The sequence below is a fragment of the Fluviicola chungangensis genome (assembly GCF_007558725.1).
Lineage (GTDB): Bacteria > Bacteroidota > Bacteroidia > Flavobacteriales_D > Crocinitomicaceae > Fluviicola > Fluviicola chungangensis.
This window is the reverse complement of sequence record NZ_VLPL01000004.1, coordinates 67,720-89,933: the sequence shown is the minus strand read 5'-3', so window position 1 is coordinate 89,933 and position 22,214 is coordinate 67,720. Positions and strand designations below refer to the sequence as shown.

Annotated in this window: 21 protein-coding genes; 10 read left to right on the top strand and 11 right to left on the bottom strand. The window is 41.3% G+C overall.

Translation table 11 applies throughout. The features are described from left to right. Positions 1 to 3: 3 nt before the first annotated feature. The 6 genes from FO442_RS09295 to FO442_RS09270 form a co-directional block, all read right to left on the bottom strand. Positions 4 to 453, bottom strand: coding sequence for a hypothetical protein (locus tag FO442_RS09295; RefSeq protein ID WP_144332899.1), 450 nt, complete (start codon positions 451 to 453; stop codon positions 4 to 6). A gap of 36 nt (positions 454 to 489) precedes the next feature. Then, positions 490 to 717, bottom strand: a complete 228-nt coding sequence (locus FO442_RS09290) for a hypothetical protein (protein ID WP_144332898.1) — start codon at positions 715 to 717, stop codon at positions 490 to 492. 67 nt (positions 718 to 784) lie between these two features. Continuing rightward, entirely contained in the window at positions 785 to 1,960 is a 1,176-nt protein-coding gene (locus tag FO442_RS09285; RefSeq protein WP_186280021.1) for an OmpA family protein, read from the bottom strand. Position 1,961: 1 nt separating this feature from the next. Further along, the gene (gene hemE, locus FO442_RS09280; protein WP_144332896.1) at positions 1,962 to 2,999 is read right to left on the bottom strand and encodes a uroporphyrinogen decarboxylase; all 1,038 of its coding nucleotides are present in this window, start codon (positions 2,997 to 2,999) and stop codon (positions 1,962 to 1,964) included. 52 nt (positions 3,000 to 3,051) lie between these two features. After that, complete coding sequence (locus tag FO442_RS09275; protein WP_144332895.1) at positions 3,052 to 3,444, bottom strand: hypothetical protein; 393 nt, start codon at positions 3,442 to 3,444, stop codon at positions 3,052 to 3,054. 166 nt (positions 3,445 to 3,610) lie between these two features. Continuing rightward, on the bottom strand, positions 3,611 to 4,285 hold the full coding sequence (locus FO442_RS09270) for a uracil-DNA glycosylase (protein ID WP_144332894.1): 675 nt from the start codon (positions 4,283 to 4,285) through the stop codon (positions 3,611 to 3,613). A gap of 53 nt (positions 4,286 to 4,338) precedes the next feature. Between FO442_RS09270 and FO442_RS09265 the strand changes: the two genes are divergently transcribed. Together FO442_RS09265 and FO442_RS09260 are read left to right on the top strand one after the other, a co-directional pair. Then, complete coding sequence (locus FO442_RS09265) at positions 4,339 to 5,226, top strand: PorP/SprF family type IX secretion system membrane protein (RefSeq protein ID WP_186280019.1); 888 nt, start codon at positions 4,339 to 4,341, stop codon at positions 5,224 to 5,226. Between the two features lie 90 nt (positions 5,227 to 5,316). Continuing rightward, entirely contained in the window at positions 5,317 to 6,921 is a 1,605-nt protein-coding gene (locus FO442_RS09260) for a peptide chain release factor 3 (RefSeq protein WP_144332892.1), read from the top strand. Between the two features lie 46 nt (positions 6,922 to 6,967). Here FO442_RS09260 and FO442_RS09255 read toward each other — a convergent pair whose 3' ends face one another. Beyond that, positions 6,968 to 7,402, bottom strand: coding sequence for a type I restriction enzyme HsdR N-terminal domain-containing protein (locus FO442_RS09255; protein ID WP_144332891.1), 435 nt, complete (start codon positions 7,400 to 7,402; stop codon positions 6,968 to 6,970). A gap of 139 nt (positions 7,403 to 7,541) precedes the next feature. Between FO442_RS09255 and holA the strand changes: the two genes are divergently transcribed. From holA to FO442_RS09235, 4 genes are all read left to right on the top strand, one after another. After that, positions 7,542 to 8,540 (top strand): DNA polymerase III subunit delta, encoded by a 999-nt coding sequence (holA, locus tag FO442_RS09250; protein WP_186280017.1) that lies wholly within the window; start codon positions 7,542 to 7,544, stop codon positions 8,538 to 8,540. Next, positions 8,540 to 9,220 (top strand): RsmE family RNA methyltransferase, encoded by a 681-nt coding sequence (locus FO442_RS09245; RefSeq protein WP_144332889.1) that lies wholly within the window; start codon positions 8,540 to 8,542, stop codon positions 9,218 to 9,220. Before holA ends, FO442_RS09245 begins: the two co-directional genes overlap by 1 nt. Before the next feature lie 5 nt (positions 9,221 to 9,225). Next, positions 9,226 to 9,882, top strand: coding sequence for a DUF4159 domain-containing protein (locus FO442_RS09240; protein ID WP_144332888.1), 657 nt, complete (start codon positions 9,226 to 9,228; stop codon positions 9,880 to 9,882). A 163-nt stretch (positions 9,883 to 10,045) separates the two neighbouring features. Continuing rightward, a complete protein-coding gene (locus tag FO442_RS09235) occupies positions 10,046 to 10,297 on the top strand; it encodes a GlsB/YeaQ/YmgE family stress response membrane protein (RefSeq protein WP_144332887.1) in 252 nt (83 codons plus the stop codon). 145 nt (positions 10,298 to 10,442) lie between these two features. Here the strand turns inward: FO442_RS09235 and argS are convergent, their stop codons facing one another. Both argS and FO442_RS09225 read right to left on the bottom strand, forming a co-directional pair. After that, the gene (argS, locus tag FO442_RS09230; RefSeq protein WP_144332886.1) at positions 10,443 to 12,338 is read right to left on the bottom strand and encodes an arginine--tRNA ligase; all 1,896 of its coding nucleotides are present in this window, start codon (positions 12,336 to 12,338) and stop codon (positions 10,443 to 10,445) included. Positions 12,339 to 12,370: 32 nt separating this feature from the next. After that, positions 12,371 to 13,357: an arginase gene (locus FO442_RS09225; RefSeq protein ID WP_144332885.1), complete on the bottom strand. Its 987-nt coding sequence runs from the start codon at positions 13,355 to 13,357 to the stop codon at positions 12,371 to 12,373. Positions 13,358 to 13,589: 232 nt separating this feature from the next. Between FO442_RS09225 and FO442_RS09220 the strand changes: the two genes are divergently transcribed. From FO442_RS09220 to lolA1, 4 genes are all read left to right on the top strand, one after another. After that, a complete protein-coding gene (locus FO442_RS09220; RefSeq protein ID WP_144332884.1) occupies positions 13,590 to 14,282 on the top strand; it encodes a hypothetical protein in 693 nt (230 codons plus the stop codon). A gap of 127 nt (positions 14,283 to 14,409) precedes the next feature. After that, positions 14,410 to 15,048: a hypothetical protein gene (locus FO442_RS09215; RefSeq protein ID WP_144332883.1), complete on the top strand. Its 639-nt coding sequence runs from the start codon at positions 14,410 to 14,412 to the stop codon at positions 15,046 to 15,048. Between the two features lie 76 nt (positions 15,049 to 15,124). After that, positions 15,125 to 17,650 carry an FtsK/SpoIIIE family DNA translocase gene (locus tag FO442_RS09210; RefSeq protein ID WP_144332882.1) on the top strand — a complete coding sequence of 842 codons (2,526 nt, stop codon included), beginning with the start codon at positions 15,125 to 15,127 and terminating at the stop codon, positions 17,648 to 17,650. A gap of 167 nt (positions 17,651 to 17,817) precedes the next feature. Then, positions 17,818 to 18,456 carry an outer membrane lipoprotein periplasmic chaperone LolA1 gene (gene lolA1 / locus FO442_RS09205; protein WP_144332881.1) on the top strand — a complete coding sequence of 213 codons (639 nt, stop codon included), beginning with the start codon at positions 17,818 to 17,820 and terminating at the stop codon, positions 18,454 to 18,456. A gap of 118 nt (positions 18,457 to 18,574) precedes the next feature. Here lolA1 and FO442_RS09200 read toward each other — a convergent pair whose 3' ends face one another. Both FO442_RS09200 and gdhA read right to left on the bottom strand, forming a co-directional pair. Beyond that, positions 18,575 to 20,581: an alpha-ketoacid dehydrogenase subunit alpha/beta gene (locus FO442_RS09200; protein ID WP_144332880.1), complete on the bottom strand. Its 2,007-nt coding sequence runs from the start codon at positions 20,579 to 20,581 to the stop codon at positions 18,575 to 18,577. 168 nt (positions 20,582 to 20,749) lie between these two features. Beyond that, entirely contained in the window at positions 20,750 to 22,105 is a 1,356-nt protein-coding gene (gene gdhA, locus FO442_RS09195; RefSeq protein ID WP_144332879.1) for an NADP-specific glutamate dehydrogenase, read from the bottom strand. Between the last annotated feature and the right edge of the window lie 109 nt (positions 22,106 to 22,214).

Below are 22,214 nucleotides of genomic sequence, written 5' to 3'. Positions count from 1 at the left end.
GTGTTATTTTGAGAACAAGCGGTGTTTGAGCGGGATCTTTTGAAGAAAATAATCTTCTTCTGTGAGGAAAAACCAATTGTTTCCGGCATCGGATGAAATAGCATAGAGTTCATACGCTTTGTCGGATTCTTTCCTGGAATCTTTTTGAACCGTGTATTTGCGTTCAATCCAATTGCCTTGACTTTTCATTTCCCTGAATAATGGATTGTCTAAATTACTCGTATTTTCTCCGGTATTGCCGCTAAAATGTGCAATAAACTTTGAATCTCCAAGCGAGGAATAGTAGCGGACAACAGCAGGATGACTTAAACCTGCATATTCAAGTGTGTTGTTTTCGTTATATGATTTGATGTATTTTGACAGTTGCTTGTTTAATTTATTCTCCTGTTCAGCAGAAAGGGTACAGGAAAATGCCAGAAGCAGGACCAATAGAATAGTTGAAAATTTTAGCACGGATCTTTGTTTTGTCTGTTACTAAAATTAATTTTTTTATTGAAAAAAACGAAAAATTTCTTCTTCACTCATCGGAATATAATTAAATGAACACGAAATCATATCCTGGATACGCAATTTCTCCGGGAACTGAACAGCTTGGATTGTTTGATGGTGAACAGTATTTTGCACAACAGTGGCTTCAATGAATAGGTCGGCGCTTTCAATTTTGTAAAATCGGGCAAATCCGTCCAGTTTTCGGTATATAGGATAATTGTTTTCCATGTTCAAGGTATTCTAAAAAGAAAGGGGTGGAAAATTTTCCACCCCTCATAAATATATTCGATTTTGACTAGTTAACTCTGAAAACAACGCGTCTGCCTTTTGCCAGTTTCAGGTCATCATCATCACCTTCCTTGATCTCGGGGCTTGGGACATCACTTCCTTTACTCTCAGATTTCAATCTGCTGGCAGCAATTCCTTTCGATTGAAGGTATTCTTTCACTACCTGGTTGCGTTTCGTATCCATATCCGCATAGAAATCTTTCTTTTCTGCTAATTTATCTTCTTCTTCGTTGTTATGTCCGATTACGGTGATTGTCATGTTGGGGTTTTCAGTCAATACTTTTGCAACGATGTCAAGGGCCGCTTTAGCTTGTGGAGTCAGGTACGTTTTACCGAATCCGAAATAAATTTCCTGCTTTTCAATACGATCTTTTGTTGACATTTTATCATTGTCGGCAACTTGCTTCATATAGACAGTCGGAGACAATTCATTTTTGTCTTTGTCAGCGTCATAACACTTGCAATCTTCGTCTTTATCCAGCATCGTTACAACTACGTCATCAATGTAATAGTATGCAGCGATCACCTGGTTGATTTTTGAATCTTTCGGTTTTTTGTTTGTTTCGTATTTCGTATCCTGATCAGAAGTGAAATTACCGATTGTCAGGAATTTTTCTCCACCTTCAGCTTTATATGATCCGCATACTTTTTCCCAGTTATAGGAAGCATTGAAGACTTTGTTATCCGGGTGCAGGATTTGTGTCTGATCGATCAAATGCACTTTCTGGTCAGTTCCGAATTCCTTTTTTGAAATATTCGCACCGATTTGGTTACAGGCATATTTAGAAGCTTCGGACATGGAAACATAGAAAGAGATACAATAAGTCACATCTTTTTTCAAAGGTGTTTTTAATTTGGTCATAATGTATGTTCTCGGAAGCTTATTTCCATATGAAAAAGCATAGATTCCGGCATAATTTTCACCTTCCTTCGGAGTTTCCTTTCCATAAGCATTTTCAGGAGCTCCTATATCGGGGATCTTTGAATCACCTAAAAAATAATCTGCTCTTGCTCCGGTTGGTGATTTCCATCCGGTTGCCAAATCGATTTGACCTAATTTTTTTGGTTTCCCTGCATTGGATTCGAATCCTCCGTTGTCTACAAGGTTATCTCCTTTTTGTGCAGAAGCGATTAATGGAAGTCCGATTAAAGCACTTAATGCAACAAGCTGTCTTAGTTTCATACTATTTGGTTTCATAAGATTTTACAGTTTTAATGAATGTTTTAACCTTTTCTGGGTCGACATCCGGATAAACACCGTGGCCTAAGTTAACAATATGTCTTTTATTATTGTTGAACGAATCTAACATTTTTATTGTTTCAGCCTCAATACTTTGGTGAGAACCATATAATGCACAAGGGTCTAAATTTCCCTGAAGCGTTTTGGAATCACCAACTAAAGAGCGCATCACAGGAATGTCCATGTTCCAATCGAGCCCAATGGTATTACAATCTAATTTCGCCAATGCAGGAATGGATGTGATAGCTCCTTTCGAAAATAAAGTGACAGGAACATCCTCAATTGCGGATGCGATTTGAGACAGATAGGGAAGAGAAAAAGTCGCGTACTGCTCTGTTCCTAAAATTCCTGCCCATGAATCGAAAACTTGTATCATACTTGCTCCGGCTTTAACTTGTGCTTTCAAATAAGCGATTGTAACATCTGTGACGTGTTGTAACAATAGATGTGCCAAAGTTGGATTGGTATATAATAATTTTTTTGCTTCGCTGAAAGTTTTTGATCCATGTCCTTCTACCATATAACAGAGAATGGTCCATGGAGCACCGGCAAACCCAATTAAGGGAACGCGTCCGTTGAGTTGTTTAACCGTCAGACGAATTGCTTCCAGAACATATCCCAAACGGTCTTCGATATCAAAATCGAATTCCAATCTCTTTGCTTCTTCTTCCGAACGAATCGTATGCTCGAACCAGGGGCCGCGTTTTTCGATCATCTGGTACGGAATATTCATCGCTTCCGGAATGACCAGGATATCGGAAAAGATGATGGCCGCATCCACATCCAGTATGTCCACCGGTTGAATCGTCACTTCGGCTGCCAACGCCGGATTTTCCACCAATTCCTTAAATCCGTTGACACTTTCTCGCACCGCACGGTATTCAGGTAGGATTCTCCCTGCCTGACGCATTAACCAAACCGGATAACGTTCAATATCTTCGCCCTTCGCAGCGCGTAAGATCAAATCATTTTGCAATTTCATTGGTGCAAAAATAAGGTTTTATGGAAAAAGACGGGGCTACGGAAGGGAAAGTTTATTCACAGGCAAACTCTTCCAAAATTTCCTCCAGTTGTTTCTGGTCAGTTATCTCGGAACGCTTGAAGTTTTTTTGAAAAAGAGCTCCTTTTCGCCGGTGTTTTTTATTGTACGACTGAGCATAGCTATTGAAGAGATCCGCTAGTTTACGGCTTAAAAACTTATTGGATTGAAAAGTATGGGATGACTGAGGTTTTAAAGTACGGACATCATTGAATTCGATTATCAGGTGAAATTCGGTAGGTGTCAGCTTCAATGCGTGTAACTGACCAATTGGTTCCAGGTACTTTTCAATTTTAGTTTGGAACAAGTTATAATCATCAGTTTGTCTGAACAGTAGTTCCGGTTGGACAGAAGAATTGTGAATGTAGTATGTAAATGTAGCTTCCATGCATGTGGTTTTAGAATGAAGTTAAAAGGAAGGATTGGGAAAAACAACAAAAAAGCACGCATTTTAACTGATCAAAATTGTTCTAGGGTTTACAACCCTAGAAGGGTGGTTAATTTTTTTTGGAGTATATTCATGTAAGCGCGCGAGGCAACCCAAACTCCATCTTTTAAGCCCACCTGATTTCTTCTTTCCCGCGTACTCTCAAAATCTCATTGATTTTTGAAAATGGCTTGCTCCCGAAGAATCCGCGGTAAGCAGATAAAGGTGATGGATGTGGTGCTTTCAGAATAAAATGTTTATTAGGATCTACCCTTGCAGCTTTTGCCTGAGCCGGAGATCCCCACAAAACAAAGATTACACCTTCCAACTGATCGTTAATTGTCTGGATCACATCATCTGTGAATTTTTCCCAACCTTGATTGGCGTGAGAAAGTGGCTGCCCCTCACGAACCGTCAAGATTGAGTTTAATAATAATACTCCCTGTCCCGCCCAATGACTCAAATCTCCGTTTGGCGGTGCCGGAATACCCAAATCGTCTTCCAGTTCCTTGAAAATATTCTGTAGACTTTTTGGAAGCGGACGTACATGTGAATCGCAACTGAAACACAATCCATGTGCATGTCCTCTGGTTGGGTAAGGATCTTGTCCCAAAATGACTACTTTGATCTGATCAAAATGACAACTGTTGAAAGCTCTGAAAATGTATTTCCCTTCAGGAAAAATCTGATTTGGAAACCGGGCATATTCCTGTTTCACAAAATGAACCAGGTGCTCAAAATAAGGAGCTTCAAATGCGGGTTGAAGTACTTTTTCCCAGGACGGATGTATCGAAACTTTCATGCAGCGAAGATAATTAATCTGTTTTTACTATGTTCGCGTTCAAATTGAAACGAATGAACTTACCAAGCCGAATCATCCAATTAGTTATTTTCCTGGTTGTTTCCATTTTTTCTAACGCACAACAAGATCCAAGGAGTTCGTTTTTCTGGAATAACTATATGCACACCAATCCTGCGATGACAGGAGCAATCTATAGGCATCATGCAAATGCACAATGGCGGAACCAATGGACAAAGGTCAATGGAGCACCGACAACTTTGTGGCTGAATTATGCCATGAAACTGGATTCGATTAATAGTGGAATTGGAGTAAGTTACGAATATGACATAATTGGCTTGAATAAACAGCACACAGCATTGGCTTCCTATGCTTATCACATTCCAATCAAAAAAATGTTCCTGTCATTAGGAATTTCAGCCGGAATTGTAAACGTGTCATTCAATCAGCAAGGTTTTGTCATCAATGATCCGTATGATCCGGTGATTCCTAGCAGTAATCAAACTTTTTTCCGTGGAGATTTGGGGATTGCGCTTCATGGAGAAAAATGGAACGTCGGATTGAGCTGTACCAAATTGAATGGGTATTTTACAAGAAGTTCCGGACCGTATGATTTAGCTGCCCATTATTGGTTATTCGGAGATTATACTTTTCAATTTGGAGGAAGTTGGAAGTTAACACCGCGGACTCAAGTAGGAACTGATCTGAAGGCAACCTATTCCATGGTTGCTTTGACCGCTTTCTGGAAAAATTTATGGTTCGGAGCGACGGCTGCAAATCTGCATACTGGCAGAGGTTTTGAATTGGGGCCAATGATCGGTTACGATATTGTTGGAAAATTCCGCATTGGCTATACCTATGAGTTTGGAATCAATACAAACTTGAGTAGCGCCATTCAAAATAATGCCACCCACGAAATCATCCTTTCTTACCAGTTGAAATAGGATTTCCGGACTTTTGGCTTGTCAATTCTCCATTTTCAATTTTCAATTCCCGCTTTTTGAACTACTTTTGCACTCAGTTAAAGAATAATCATGAGCAACGACGTAGAAATTGAAAAGCGCAGAACCTTTGGAATTATTTCGCATCCCGATGCGGGTAAAACAACATTGACTGAAAAGTTATTGCTTTTTGGTGGTGCGATTCAATCTGCCGGTGCCGTGAAGAACAACAAGATCAAGAAAACGGCTACGTCAGATTTCATGGAAATTGAGAAGCAACGTGGGATCTCCGTTGCAACTTCCGTAATGGCCTTTCAATACTCCGGGAAACAAATCAATATTTTGGATACTCCGGGTCACAAGGATTTCGCGGAAGATACTTACAGAACACTAACTGCTGTTGATAGTGTGATCCTGGTAATTGACTGTGCCAACGGGGTAGAGGAACAAACAAAGCGTTTGATGGAAGTTTGCCGGATGCGTAAAACGCCGGTGATTATCTTTATCAATAAAATGGACCGCGAGGGAAAAGATCCGTTCGAATTGCTCGATGAATTGGAATCTTCACTGGACATTAAAGTGCGTCCTTTGGCCTGGCCAATCGGAATGGGAGACCGTTTCAAAGGAGTGTACAATATTTACGATAAGAACATCAATCTTTTTGCAGCCAATAAAACCAAAATCGCTACAGATATCGTATCGCTTTCAGATATCAATTCAAGCGAATTGGATGAATTGGTAGGAGAGAAACCAGCCGCTGAATTAAGAGAAGAACTGGAAATGATCGAAGGAGTGTATGATGCGTTTGACCGGGATACTTATCTTTCAGGTGACGTTGCACCGGTTTTCTTCGGATCTGCGGTAAATAACTTCGGTGTAAAGGAATTGCTGGATACATTTGTTCGCATTTCACCTTCTCCCAGAGGAAGAGATACCGATACAAAACGGGTTGAACCGTCAGATAAAAAATTCTCAGGCTTCGTGTTCAAAATTCATGCGAATCTGGATCCGAAACACCGTGATCGAATTGCTTTCCTGCGCATTGTTTCCGGAAAGTTCGAGCGAAACACATTTTATAATCACGTTCGATTGGACAAGAAATTCAAATTCCCGAATCCGACTTCTTTCATGGCCCAGGACAAAAGTGTCATTGATGAAGCATTTCCGGGCGATGTGATTGGTTTGTACGATACCGGGAATTTCAAAATCGGGGATACCTTGAATGAAGGAGAAAGCTTTATGTTTAAAGGAATCCCTAGCTTCTCTCCGGAATTGTTCCAGGAATTGGAAAACCTGGATCCGATGAAATCCAAGCAATTGGAAAAAGGGGTCTCCCAATTAATGGACGAAGGAGTCGCTCAATTGTTTATTCAACAACCCGGAAACAGGAAAATTATCGGAACGGTAGGACAACTCCAATTTGAAGTCATTGCTTACCGCCTGGAACACGAATACGGTGCAAAATGTCGTTTTGTTCCGAAAAATTACCACAAAGCCTGCTGGATTACTACAGATAATGAAGATCAGTTAAAAGATTTCATGCGTGCAAAATCACAGTATCTGGCAAAAGACAAAGATGATAACCTCGTATTCTTGGCTGAAACGGCTTTCCTGCTTCAAATGGCAGAAAAAGACTACCCGGATTTAACATTCCATACAACCAGCGAATTCAAATTGGAAGCGAAATACGTGAATTAATTGAAAATGTAGGGAACGAAAATTTTCCGTCCCTACGTTTTTGTGATTATAATTCGGGTAAATCCTCCAAAAATACCTCCGGATTAGCACATTCCACGATCACGTGGTTCAGTCCGTTTGTCATCCAGAAATAGGCCGCTTTACTTTTTTGAATATAATTACTGGTTTGAAGGAAAACCTTCTCATCCAGCTTAATTTCCGAAGCTTTGCATTCCACGATCAGTTTCGGATTCCCGAAAGAATCAACAACCACAATATCACAGCGCCGGTTTTGACCATTGATTCTCAACAAATGTTCGCTGTTGATCCGTTCGATCGGAGTTTTTTTGTGGTGGATGAGGTAATGGATTACATGCTGACGGACCCACTCTTCCGGTGTGAGCAGTAATTTCTTCCGGCGAACAATACACCAAACGAAAAATTCCCCTTGCTCTTTCGAAAGCTTTAATTGCGCAGAAGGTAAATTCAACGAGGGATACATGTCGCAAAATTACGAATTCCGAGTTCAGAATTGCGAATTTGAATCGTGGTGGCGGAAAATTTTCAGCGTGGTCGATATTTCTGCCAAGAAAATAATGAACAATTAGGCATTCATAATTCGTAATTCGTAATTTTGAATGATGGATTACAAAGCGCTTCTCAAAGACATTAAAAACGGTGATTTTAAGCCTTTATATGTGTTGCATGGTGAAGAACCGTACTTCATAGACCTGATATCCGACGCGATCAGCGAAAACGCTGTAGATGAATCCGAAAAAGATTTTAACCTGGCAGTTTATTACGGACGCGATATAGATGCATTGACACTCATGAGCGAAGCCCGCAGTTTTCCGTTTATGGGAACGCGCAAAGTGGTCATTGTTCGCGAAGCACAGGACATGAAGGATATTTATGAACTGGAAAAATTACTTCCGAATCTGGTGGAAAGCAACATTTTGGTGTTGTGCCATAAGTACAAAGCTCTCGACGGAAAACGCAAACTCACCAAAGAGATCGCGAATGTGGGGGTGAATTTCAAATCAGAAAAAGTAAAAGATTACAACCTGACGGAATGGATCGCAAGCTACGTTCGCTCCGAAGGATATGAAATTACCTCGAAAGCAGCTTCGTTATTGGGCGAATTTTTGGGTAATGACCTTTCCAGGATTGTGAATGAACTGGATAAATTGGCAATTGTACTGGAAAAAGGAACGAAGATTTCCGATGTGCATATTGAAGAAAATATTGGGATATCAAAGGATTATAATGTGTTTGAATTGGTAAATGCGATTGCCATTCGGGATACATTAAAAGCCTTCCAGATAGCGGATTACTTTGAGAAAAATCCGAAAGACCATTCGATTATTGTGGTGATCCCATCTGTTTTTAAATTGTTCACCAATATGATGCGTGTTCATTTTGCTTCGAATAAATCTCCGGATGCTATTGCTTCTTCAGTCGGATTACACCCCTTTGTTGCGAAGGAACTGATCCGGAACTGTCCGAATTATCCGCCTAAGATCCTGGCCCGGAATGTCGAAATTTTACATCAGTACGATCTGAAGGCAAAAGGAGTAGGGAACAGCTCCACCTCGGACGGACAGCTATTAAAAGAAATGTTGGTTCAAATACTCAATTGATGAGACGCTTTTTTCTCTTACAAATTCCTGATTCGGAAGTGTTTCAACTGCCGGAAGAAGAATCCAAACACATCGTACGGGTATTGCGTCATGAGAACGGAGACCGTTTTTTGCTGTTGAATGGATTGGGGTTAATCGTAACAGCGGAGATTGTCGATGCGCACCCGAAGAAATGCCAGGTAAAAGTGATTTCGAGAGAAGTCAAAAACAGATCGGGGAATGGGTTTCATTTGGCAATTGCTCCTACCAAGAATTTGGACCGGATGGAATGGATGGTCGAAAAAATTGTGGAAATAGGAGCAAGTAAACTGACTTTCCTGAACTGTGAACGATCGGAACGTGTTCAATTGAAATTGGATCGGCTGCAACGCGTTGCCATTTCTGCCATGAAACAGGCACAGCACGATTTTTTATTGGAAATGGAAGAGCTTCAAAACTTTTCAGATTTTGTAGCTGATAACCCGAATGGCGGCCTGGCACATTGCATGGAAGGAGCGAAAAAATCGGTTAATGAATTAAACTATCCATTCCGGATTTTAATCGGTCCGGAGGGAGATTTTAGCGAATCCGAGTTAAAATGGGCTTTGAAACATGGATATGAAGCCGTACATTTGGGAGAATCGCGTTTGCGAACGGAGACCGCCGGAATAGTGGCGTGTGTTTTAGCCCTTAATAGTTAAACAGGATGAAAAGAATATTTATAATCACCTTCCTTTTTTTGAGTGCACCTGGATTCGCTCAGGGAAGTTATCAGATTGCATTTTTAAAATACAGCGGAGGAGGAGATTATTATGCAAACCCAACTGCTCTGCCGAACCTGGCGCAGTTTTGTAATGCGAATCTCGGGACCACCATCTCGAAAGAGGCGCCATATGTAGATGTCGGAAGCCCGGAATTGAGTTTGTATCCTTTTGTCCACATGACAGGTCATGGAAATGTGGTATTCTCGCTAACAGAAGCTGAGAACCTTCGGAATTACTTGTTGGGAGGAGGTTTTCTTCATATTGACGACAACTATGGAATGGATAAATTTATTCGCGAAGAATTAAAGAAGGTTTTTCCGAATAATTCCCTGGTCGAACTTCCTTTTTCCCATCCGGTCTTTCATCAAAAATACGATTTCAATGGCTTGCCGAAGATTCACGAACACGATGGGAAAAGACCGCAGGCATTCGGGATCATCATTGAAGGAAGGCTGGTTTGTTTGTATACTTACGAAACAGATCTCAGCGATGGTTGGGAGGATCAGGCGGTTCACAACGATCCGGAGGAAAAACGGAAACAGGCACTTCAAATGGGAGCAAATATCTTGATGTACGCATTTTTGGGAGGTACGAACTAATCAATCCTCTGTTTATTGATTTTGTAATAAGGACAGCAGGCACTTTGCCTGCTTTTTTTGTTTTAGGAAAAGGCAGGGAGTCTCTGTTAACAGATGCTAAATCCTTTTTTAGCTCGTCTCTTTTAGTTATATTACTTACAAATTCACATCTAAAATTGAGGTTATGAGTTGGTTATGGGCATTGATTATTGGAGGTGTTGCCGGTTGGTTGGCCGGAGCAATCATGGACAGTTCCAGGGGAGGACTTTTATTCAATATCGTTTTGGGAATTTTGGGAGGAATCGTAGGGGTATGGCTGTTCGGTTTACTGCATATCTTTCCTGCTGATAACATTTGGGGAGTTTTGTTGACTTCCACCGTAGGAGCAGTTGTCATTATTGTAATAGCCCGTCTGGTTACAGGTGGTAAAGTATAAAGATCTGTGGAGGCGGAGTTGATTCGTCTACCAAGGGCAAATCTGTCCGTTAAAGCGGATGATTTGGGTTTAATAAGAACGGGAGACAATGTATTGCCTCCCGTTTCGTATTAAGTTCCTGTACGGAATACTGTTGAAATTTCTATCACATCCGGTTGGGAACTGTAATTCCCAGCAAATGCATCGAACTCCTAATCACTTTAGCCACGTTCTGACTGACAGTTAGACGCAAGGCTTTTTGTTTTTCATCGGTCTCACTCAAGATCATCACGTTTTGGTAAAATTGATTAAACAATTTCACCAATTCGTAAGTATAGTTCGCAACAACAGACGGAGCGTATGTTGTTGCAGCTTCCTCAATAATGGAAGGGTACAATACCAATTGTTTGATAATTTCCTTTTCGGAAGCACCAATTTCTGTATTGGTATCCAGTTTAAAACTGCTTGCTTTTCCCAGAAGCGACTGAATCCGTGCGTGTGCATATTGAATAAACGGACCGGTATGCCCGTTCAATTCAATCGATTCCGCCGGATTAAACAGCATGCGTTTCTTCGGATCAACTTTTAGTAAATAATATTTCAACCCGCCCATTCCGATGGTTTTGTAAAGTGTTTCGCGATCAGCGTCACTCATTCCTTCCAAATGTCCGCGTTCAGCTGTCATTTCTTTAGCGCTTTCGATTACTTCATCCATCAGATCATCTGCATCGACAACTGTTCCCTCACGGGATTTCATCTTTCCGGATGGCAAGTCTACCATTCCGTAGGATAAATGAAAGCAGGATTTTGCCCAGGAATACCCTAGTTTCTCCAGGATCAGGAACAAAACTTTGAAATGGTAATCCTGTTCGTTGCCTACGGTATAAATGATGCCGGTTAAATTCGGGTAATCGTTGAAACGGTCAACAGCAGTTCCCAAATCCTGGGTCATATATACCGAAGTTCCGTCCGAACGCAGCAGTAATTTGTGGTCCAATCCGTCTCCTGTCAGATCGATCCAAACCGAACCGTCTTCTTTTTGATAGAAAACCCCTTTATTCAGCCCTTCATTTACCAGGTCTTTTCCAAGAATAAAGGTGTCAGACTCGTAGTACAACCGATCAAAATCAACTCCCATCTTTTCATAGGTTTGATTGAACCCGTCATACACCCATCCGTTCATCGTGGTCCATAGTAAGTACACTTCCGGATCTCTTCCTTCCCATCGAACAAGCAGGTCTTTGGCTTCGCGCAAAATAGCAGTTTCGTTTTTCGCCAGATCCTTGATTTTATCATCTAATCCTGCAACGGCTTTCTCGTCCTTACCTGTTTTGGCTTCGGTAAATTCACGGTATTTTGCAACGGTCGTTTCAGGATATCCTTCAAAATTTCCGGCATCCCATTGTGCAATAATCTCTTTGGCCTCTGCATTGAATCGCTTGTCAAATTCTACGTAGTATTTTCCAACCAGTTTGTCTCCCTTCATTCCCGTATTATCAGGATTTTCACGCTCTCCTTTTTCATTCAGAGGGGAAAACTTCTGCCAGGCGAGCATGCTTTTACAGATGTGAATTCCACGATCGTTGATAATCTGTGTTTTGATTACGCGATGACCGTAAGCATCCAGGATCTGCGCAACGGAATATCCTAAAAAGTTGTTGCGTAAATGACCCAGGTGCAACGGTTTGTTAGTGTTCGGAGAGGAATACTCTACCATGATTTCCGGTTTGGAATTCTTTTCAGCCAATCCGAAAGTTGCATTTGAATCAATTTCACTCAATTGTTGTGTCCAATAATCATTCGGGAAACTTAAGTTTAAGAACCCTCCGATAATTGAATAATCGCTCACACAGCGCACTTCGTCCCTTAAAAAATCACCAAGTACTTTTCCAATTTCTTGCGGGGATTTTCCAGCAAGTTTCATCAAAGGGAATAATACCAAAGTCGTATCACCTTCGAATTCTTTTTTTGTTTTTTGAAACTGAATCAGCGAGTCGGAACATTCGAAACCAACTAATTGATTTGATTTTTCAATAATTGCCGACTTGATTAAATCTTCCATTAGGATTGTTTGTTTTTATTTATTTCAAATGTTCAAATTGAACCCGTTACACTTTTGGAACTCTTTGAACTGTTGAGCGCAGCAGTCACTGATTCCAGCAATGAGAACGCAGTTTCTGCCATCGTATTTTCTTTATTGTCCAGGCACGGGTTTACTTCGACAAATTCGATACATACCGTTTTTGGATTTTGAGCCAACAAAGTTAATATTTCTTCTGCTTCTTCCGGGAAAATACCGTTTCCAACCGGTGTTCCGGTGCCGAAGGAAGTGATTTCAGGATCCATTGAATCTACATCAAAAGAAACGTAAATGATATCACATGGCTCGAGCTGTTCCAAAACTTGTTGAACAATCGTCTGTGCTCCCTCTTTGCGTACCTGCTCGACCGTATAATTCGTAATATTGTTTTCCGCGATCAATTGATTTTCCTCAAGCTCCGTATCTCTCACACCGACAAACACCAAATCAGAAGGGCTCACTTTGATTGAATCGGTGTATTTGTATTTGAGTTCATTCCAAATGCTTACGGTTTGTTCCGAAGGCTTGTTTCGTTGGTACTTCAGGTTGTCATTTCCAAGCGAAAGACTTAAAGGCATTCCATGAATATTTCCGGATGGCGTGGTATAGGGAGAATGTAAATCCCCATGTGCGTCAATCCAGACAACTCCCAACCGTTTTTCAGGGAAAGCGGCCTTAATTCCTGCAATGGTTCCTGCTGCAGAACCGTGGTCACCTGCGAGAACAAGCGGGAAAGATCCTTTCTCTAACAATGCTTTTGTTGTTTCAGCAACAGATTCGAATACCAATTTAAAACCCTTCAGATTTTTGGCAAACTCCGTTTCGTTTTCTTGGTCTAAAAATCGATTGTAATCAGGCAAAGGGTGAAGCGGGTAAATTCCGAAATAAGGATTATGTACTTTCCTGGCTGCAGTCATGATAGCTCCTGGTCCTAGCGAAGCACCCCTGGTACCGGCTGCGAGTTCTGAGTTGTTTACAATGATTTCAATTTTCCGATGCATAACAAATTGTTAATAGCGCAAAAATACATATTTGGTTTAGGGGTATTAACAATTATAGCAGAAACTTATTATCAATTCTAAAATTGGATCTCTTTGGAATACTACTTGGTTTTTCAAAAAGCCAGATTAATCAGCTGTGGCGGATTTAAATAGAAAGCGGGTTTTTCTCTTATTCAAGTCCCCGAAACCTTTTCAACAATTTGCCGTATTAAGTTCGTATTAAAGATCTTATATGTTGGTAAAGCAATCATCCTTTTTCCTGGGAATTTGCATTTTTATGTTGTGTTCATGTACTTCCAAAAAAGAAGTTATCAGTGAAGGGACGATCATTTATTCGGCCGACTATCCCAAGCACAAAAAGAATGCGTTCCTGTATAACATCCTGCCGAAAGAAATTCAAATCAGTTTTAAGAACGGAATGGTACGAAATGATATCAGTCGGGGAAATTTTCAGAATATTTTACTGTTTGACTGTAACAAAAAGCGGATGGACATTTATTTTCAATATGGGGAAGAAGCATTCAAAACAAAACTAACTCCGGAAGAGATTCAGAAAATGGCAAATGATCAGACCAAATACGACATCCGCTTTACGGATGAAACGGATACACTTGCCGGATTGAATGTGAAGAAGGCCATTGCTGTAAACAAAAAAGACAAAAAGGACGTGATTATTCTGTGGTATACAGAGGAAATTGAATTGAAAAATCCCAACTGGTATAATACATTCAACGAAGTTCCTGGGGTTTTGTTGGCTTATTCTGTGGATCGTTTCGGCATACGAATAGATTATAAAGCCGTTAAATTTATTCCGAATGCAGACGAATCCAGGAAACAGTTGTTTACTTTGCCCGCCAAAGGTACTTCGATCAGTTACGACGAGTATAATCAAAAAATGAATAGTTTGTTTGCGACATTTGAATAAGAGAAAGCTTTGCTTTCGATAAAAATTCGCAGATCGGATTGGCCCGGTTTTGGAGACTTTAATCGAACAAGTATTAACCTTTCGCGTCACTAGGAATTTAAAAGTACCTTCACCAAAAAATTGAGAGATGAAATTTATTTGTGTTATCAGTATGGTTTTATTGACCACGGTTTCAGGATTTACCCAAAAACCGTTTTCAGGTATCCTGAAGTACAAAGCAACCGTGATGGCTCCGGACTCAAATGTGATTTGGAAGTCTTGGAATGTAACGCTTTACACGAATGATACCGTTGTTCGGGTAGAAACTGAAACACAGCAGTTTGGGGTTCAGGTGTATATCCGGAATATGGAGTTGAATAAAGCTTACCTTCTGCTGGAGCTGGATGGAAATAAATATGCGATCCAGACGGATTTGTCGAAAAAAAAGGACTCCATTCAAAAAACATACACGGTAACCCGGAAAACGGGCTCCAAAAAGATAGCCGGACTAAAGGCGAAGAAATACTTGGTGCAAGATGAAAATACGGAAGGTTTTTATTGTTATTTCGCCAAAAATCTCAGTAACAAATACCTTCAGGTGTATCCGGAAGTGAAAGGATTGGCTTTGGATTATTACATTCCTTCCCAGGACGGTTTGATCCATTATGAGCTGGTAGAGAAAAAGGACGAGCAGGTCAATCGCGATTTATTTGGGATACCTTCTGATTATAAACGGATCAGCTTCGAAGAGTTCATGCATGTCTTTTATTCGAATAATGAACAGTAGTTTGTTTATAGTTAAATCGGATCTCTTTAACCAAAGCCGGTGGATGTCGTTATCTTCGTAGGATACTTCGTGAAGAATGGCATTGGAAAACGAATACAGGCAAAAAAGCGAGCAAACAGCGGAAGAAAAGACTAAAAAAGACCCGAAAGGAAAGCCTGCGAAAGAACGCAAGCCTTCTAATAATGCCTTATTGGACCGTCTGTCAAATCGCTTCGATAAAAAAAGAGTCAAAACGATCTTGGGAATTGCCATGATCTTATTCTCCTTTTTTACTTTCCTATCCTGCTTTTCCTATTTTTTTACATGGACTTCCGATCAGGACCGTGTACTGGATGTTTCGCTTTTCGGGTTTCTTTTTGACAGCAATCCCGAACCGGTCGAAAACTGGCTGGGTAAGTTCGGAGCGTGGATGGCTCACTTATTCATGTACCGTTGGTTCGGAGTGTCTTCCTTTGCAATTTCCTTCATTATTTTCCTGATCGGTTTCAAGTGGACCTTAAATATTCTGCTCCTTCCGATCAGACGCTCCATTGCCGTTGCTGTGCTGTTTATGGTTTGGAGTTCCATTTTCCTGGGCTATTTTGTAGAACACATCGATTACCTGGGTGGAACTTTCGGTTTTGCAATCAATCAGTGGCTGAAACTGACCATTGGAAGTTTCGGAAGTTTCGTTGCCATTGTAGCGCTTTTATGGATAGTGCTGGTAGTGCTCTTTAATGCTGACATCATGTCTTGGTGGAATCGGGCCAAAGGAGCCAAAGAATCTTTTTTTGAAGACGATCAGCCTCTTCATACAAATATGACGGATATTCATGTGGTAAATACCATCCGGGAAGACCAGATCCGTGCAGAACAAGAAGCCGCAGAAGTAAATTTTGACGAAGAAGAGGAGGAAGACGAATCTTACGGCGACGGAGAAGAAGAAAGTTTTATCGTCATTCAATCCGGTGCTGAAAAAACAGAACCCGAATTGGAACCCGAAGAACTGATAGAAGAAGACGATGAAGAAGAAGGCGATTTCAAAGTGAGCATTGCCAAAACGGATGCCATGCTTTCCGATGATGAATTCAACTCCATCAGACAGGAATACGGAGATTACGATCCGACACTGGAACTTTCCGGGTATTTACTTCCTCCCATCGATTTGCTGAAAGATTACGGGAACGGACAAGTCTCCATCAACAAGCAGGAATTAGAGGACAACAAAAACAAAATCGTTGAGACACTTTCTCATTATAAGATCGATATTGCGAAGATCAAGGCAACTGTTGGCCCGACGGTCACCTTATACGAAATTGTACCGGCTCCGGGAGTCCGCATTTCAAAAATCAAGAACCTCGAAGACGATATTGCCTTGAGTTTATCTGCTTTGGGAATCAGGATCATTGCTCCGATCCCCGGAAAAGGAACCATTGGTATTGAAGTTCCAAACAGTAAGCCCGATATGGTTTCCATGAAATCGTTGATCGCTTCTGAGCGATTCCAGAATTCCGATTTCGAATTGCCGATCGTAATGGGGAAAACAATCACGAATGAGACCTATACTTTCGATCTGACAAAAGCCCCTCACTTATTGGTAGCGGGAGCTACCGGACAAGGTAAATCGGTTGGTTTGAATGCGATCCTGGTTTCGATCCTTTACAAAAAACACCCGGCACAGGTGAAGTTCGTACTGGTCGATCCGAAAAAAGTGGAATTAACGCTTTATAACCGCATTGAACGTCATTTCCTGGCGAAACTTCCCGGTGAAGAAGATGCGATCATCACAGATACTTCGAAGGTGGTCAATACCCTGAATTCTTTGTGTATCGAAATGGACAACCGTTACGAGTTACTCAAAGAAGCACAGGTTCGTACCATTAAGGAATACAATGCCAAGTTCATTGCACGCAAATTGAACCCGGAAAAGGGACATCGCTATTTGCCGTATATCGTAGTATTGATTGATGAGTTTGCAGATTTGATCATGACTGCCGGAAAAGAAGTGGAACACCCAATTGCACGTTTGGCACAGCTCGCCCGCGCAATCGGAATTCACCTGATTGTGGCAACTCAACGGCCTTCCGTCAATGTAATTACCGGTATGATTAAGGCTAACTTCCCGGCCCGGATTGCATTCCGTGTACTTTCCAAGATCGATTCACGCACCATCTTGGATTCTTCCGGTGCGGATCAGCTGATCGGTCGCGGAGATATGCTGATTTCACTTGGTCAGGACCTGATTCGTGTACAATGCGGTTTCGCGGACACACCTGAAGTAGAAGATATCTGTAAATTTATCGGCGAGCAGAGAGCTTACCCGGAAGCGTTGATTCTTCCGGAATACGTTGGGGCAGACGGAGGTGAGGACCGTGATATCGATCTGGATGAAATCGATTCGATGTTTGCCGATGCTGCACGGATTGTTGTGATCAATAACCAGGGATCGGCTTCCTTGCTGCAGCGTAAATTGAAGTTGGGTTACAACAGAGCCGGACGAATCGTGGACCAACTGGAAGGATACGGAATTATAGGCCCTTTCCAGGGAAGTAAAGCAAGGGAAGTACTTTTTAGTGATATCGAAAGCCTGGAAGAGTTCCTGCGTGCGAAAGGCATCAATTGAAAATTGATATTGGAAAAATCGAAAAGGATGAAGGACTAATTAAGCCAAGACTCAAGACTTCCGAAATACAACTACTTTAAACTTCTCGACTGTCCATTTTAAATTATTAATTATATAACAGGATTCTTGGCACAATTTCTGATATTTGCAGAGAAAATTAATGAAACATGAAATACTTATTTATTTGCTTGACTTTATTAGGGAGCACATTGGCGTATAGTCAGGATGCAAAAGCAGACGCAATCCTTGATAAAGTTTCTGCTAAAATAAAAGGACTGAAAACCTTCTATGTAGAATTTAGCGCAACGATCAAGAACAGCACGAACGGAACAAACACAAACATGTCTGGGAAAGGATGGGTGAAAGGTGATAAATTTAGTGCTACTTACGGTGAAACCACGTTAATCTCAAACGGGACTAAAACCTGGAGCATCGTAAAAGAAGAGAAAACAGTGTATGAAACAGATGCCTCAGGCGATGATGAAGAATCCATTAACCCGAAAAAATTGATGACTATTTGGGAAACAGGATTCAAAAGCAAATACGAAAAGGAAGAGACATTAAGCGGTGAAAAAGTGCATGTGATTTATTTGTATCCCAAAACTCCGAAAAAGGCAAATTATCATACGATCATTGTATATGTTTCCAAAGACGACAACGAATTGAAGAAAGCGATTTTGAAATCAAACGATGGAACGGTTTCTACCTTCACCATGACAAAATTCACTTCCAATCCGGCTATCGAAGACAGCAAGTTTGTATTCGATAAATCCAAATACCCGGGATATACGGTGGTAAAAGATTAATAAAAAAATGGATCATAAAAAACGGTCGTTCGATTTATCGAACGACCGTTTTTGCTTTTTGGAATTGTGGTTACGCAATTAATCGCCTAACCACACATGCCTTAATTAGTTGATTCAATTAAAATTCATACAATTCAACCAGTGCCTGCTTGAACCGTTCTGCCGGCAGGAATTGTTTTTCCAATGCAACAGCAAACGGAACAGGAGTATCCAGAGATGCAACACGCTTCACAGGAGCGTCCAGGGCATCAAAACAGTTTTCATTGATCAAAGCAACTAATTCTCCACCGATTCCCCCGGTCATGCAATCTTCATGCAGTACAATTACCTTTCCTGTTTGACGCACGGCATCATAGATCGTTTCCGTATCCAAAGGAAGCAATGTTTTCAAGTCGACCAGGTTTGCAGAAATTTCCGGATGTGCATCCAAAGCTTCCATGGCCCAGTGAACTCCCAATCCGTAAGTAATGATTGTTAAATCATCTCCCTTGCGCACGTAGCCCGCTTTACCGATCTCAGTCGTGTAATAATCGTCGTGGATGTCTTCACGAATACTTCGGTATAGGAATTTATGCTCAAAGAATAATACCGGGTTCGGATCTTCAATCGCAGCGTTCAATAATCCTTTCGCATCGCCGGGAAAAGCAGGGTAAACGACTTTCAATCCCGGAGTGTGGAAGAACCACGCTTCGTTACTTTGACTGTGGAAGGGTCCGGCAGCTGTGTTTGCCCCGGTAGGCATGCGCACAACAACGTCTGCATTTTGCCCCCATCTCCAATGAATTTTTGCTAAATTATTGACAATCTGGTTGAATCCGCAAGTCACGAAATCAGCAAACTGCATTTCTACAACTGCTTTCATTCCTGCAATGGATAAACCCAATCCTGCTCCGACAATAGCGGATTCACAGATCGGCGTGTTGCGAACACGTCCCTTTCCGAATTGTTCCACAAACCCTTCTGTAACTTTAAATACACCACCATATTCGGCAACATCCTGGCCCATGATCACCAGTTCCGGGTAACGGACCATGCTTTGTCTCAATGAATCGGAAACCGCATCGATCAGGCGTTTTTCCGATTTCGCATTACTGGCAGGTTCAATAACCGTTTGGGTGTAAGGAGCGTAAATGTCATCCAGTTCTCGTTGAAGATCTGCTTCTATCGGGCTTTCTGCAAATGCGATTTCAAGTCCGTTTTGGATTTCATCTTTAATTTCCTGCTGGATCTGAGCAACTGTTTCTTCAGTCAAAACGCCTTGTTCCAGCAAGTAAAGTTCATAATTGGTCACCGGATCTTTTTTTGCCCATTCGTCCTGGATTCCTTCCGGGTAATATTTTGTTCCGGAAGCTTCTTCGTGACCGCGCATTCTGAATGTCATACACTCCAATAAGAAAGGTCTTGGTTTTTGACGGATCGAATCAGCAATTTTTCGCACGGTTCGAATAACATCCAGTACATTGTTTCCGTCAACCTGGAAAGCATCCATTCCGTAACCGATCCCTTTATCGATAAATTGTTTACAGCGGAATTGTTCGTTACTCGGAGTGGATAATCCCCAGCAATTATTTTCAATCGCAAAAATTACCGGAAGGTCCCAAACAGCTGCAACGTTTAGTGATTCATGAAAATCACCTTCCGAAGCACCTCCATCTCCTGTAAATACAATCGTAGCGTTGTTGGTTCCCTTTAATTTATTTGCCAGTGCAATTCCATCTGCAATTCCCAATTGTGGACCTAAATGCGAGATCATACCGACAATGTTATAATCCTTGGCTCCAAAGTGGAAAGAACGGTCGCGGCCTTTTGTGAAACCCGACATTTTTCCCTGGAATTGAGCAAAAAGACGGTTTAAAGGAATTCCACGCGTTGTAAAAACACCCAGATTCCGGTGCATCGGAAGAATAAATTCTTCTTCCTTCATTGCGTAGGCGGATCCAACGGAAATTCCCTCCTGGCCCCAGCCTGAGAACCACTTGGAAATTTTCCCCTGGCGAAGGAGAATCAACATTTTTTCCTCAATCAACCGCGGTTTTGCAATTGCTTTATAAATAGTGACAAGTTCTTCATTTTCGAAACCTGTCCGATCGAAATCGATCAATCGTTTTGTTTTTTCTTTTTCCATAGTGAATCTCGCACACAAATGTACTCAATTGCGAATTACGAATGCTGAATTACCAATGCCGAATTGAAAAAAAACAGTAGAGGTGAAAAATTTTCCATCCCTACTGTTTTAACATAAAAAAAAACCGCTTCCGATTGAACGAAAGCGGTTTTGAAATATTGGTTGTGATTATACCAATCCCTGGTCAATCATAGAATCTGCAACTTTTACGAAACCTGCAATATTTGCACCTTTCACATAGTCAACATTTCCTTTGGCATCTTTACCGTATTTCACACAAGCTTCGTGGATAGAAACCATGATACCGTGTAATTTTGCGTCAACTTCATCAGCAGTCCAGCTTAAACGAAGTGAGTTTTGTGACATTTCCAATCCGGAAGTTGCAACACCGCCTGCATTAGACGCTTTCCCAGGAGAGAATAATACATTAGCCGCCTGGAATGCAGCAATCCCTTCCGGTGTGGTAGGCATGTTTGCTCCTTCTGCAACACAGATTACTCCGTTTGCAATCAAAGTATTTGCTTCATCACCGTTCAATTCGTTTTGAGTAGCACATGGCAGCGCGATGTCAGCTTTCACTTCCCAAGGACGTTTTCCGGCAATGAATTTCGCGGAAGAATATTCTTTTGCGTACTCCTCGATACGACCACGCTTCACGTTTTTCAACTCCATAACAAAAGCAAGTTTTGCAGCGTCGATACCTTCGGCATCATAAATATATCCGGATGAATCAGAAAGAGTAACTACTTTACCTCCCAATTGAGTTGCCTTTTCACAAGCATATTGAGCTACGTTTCCTGAACCCGAAATAACAACAGTCTTTCCTAAGAAAGAATCGTCTTTCGTAGCCAGCATTTCCTTTGCGAAATATACGGTTCCATAACCTGTTGCTTCCGGACGGATCAAAGATCCTCCCCAATTACGCGCTTTTCCTGTTAATACCCCTGTAAATTCGTTGCGGATACGCTTGTATTGACCGAACATGTAACCGATCTCACGACCACCAACACCGATATCACCTGCAGGCACATCCGTATCAGCACCGATATGACGGGAAAGCTCAGTCATGAATGATTGACAGAATTTCATGACTTCATTGTCTGATTTTCCTTTCGGGTCAAAGTCAGAACCACCTTTACCACCTCCCATAGGAAGGGTAGTCAATGAGTTTTTGAAGATTTGCTCAAATCCTAAGAATTTCAAAATAGAAAGGTTCACAGAAGGGTGAAAGCGAAGACCTCCTTTGTATGGACCGATCGCAGAGTTGAATTCTACGCGGTAACCTCTGTTTACTTGAATTTCACCTTTGTCATCCAACCACGGAACGCGGAAAATGATGGTTCTTTCCGGTTCAACAATGCGGTCCAAAATTTTTGCAGCCTTATATTTTGGATTTTCTTCCATAAACGGAATAACTGCTTCAGCAACTTCATGAACAGCTTGCAAAAATTCTGCTTCATGACCGTTGGTAGCTTTTACTTTTTCCATAAAAGCGTCAATCTGTGCTTGGTATTTACTTGACATATTATTTAATGCTTTTGTTTTACGTGGGGCAAATGTAATTAATTTTAAAAACGAAGTGGAAATTTTATAGAACATTATAATTGAATCGGAAATTAATCGATGTGAACCC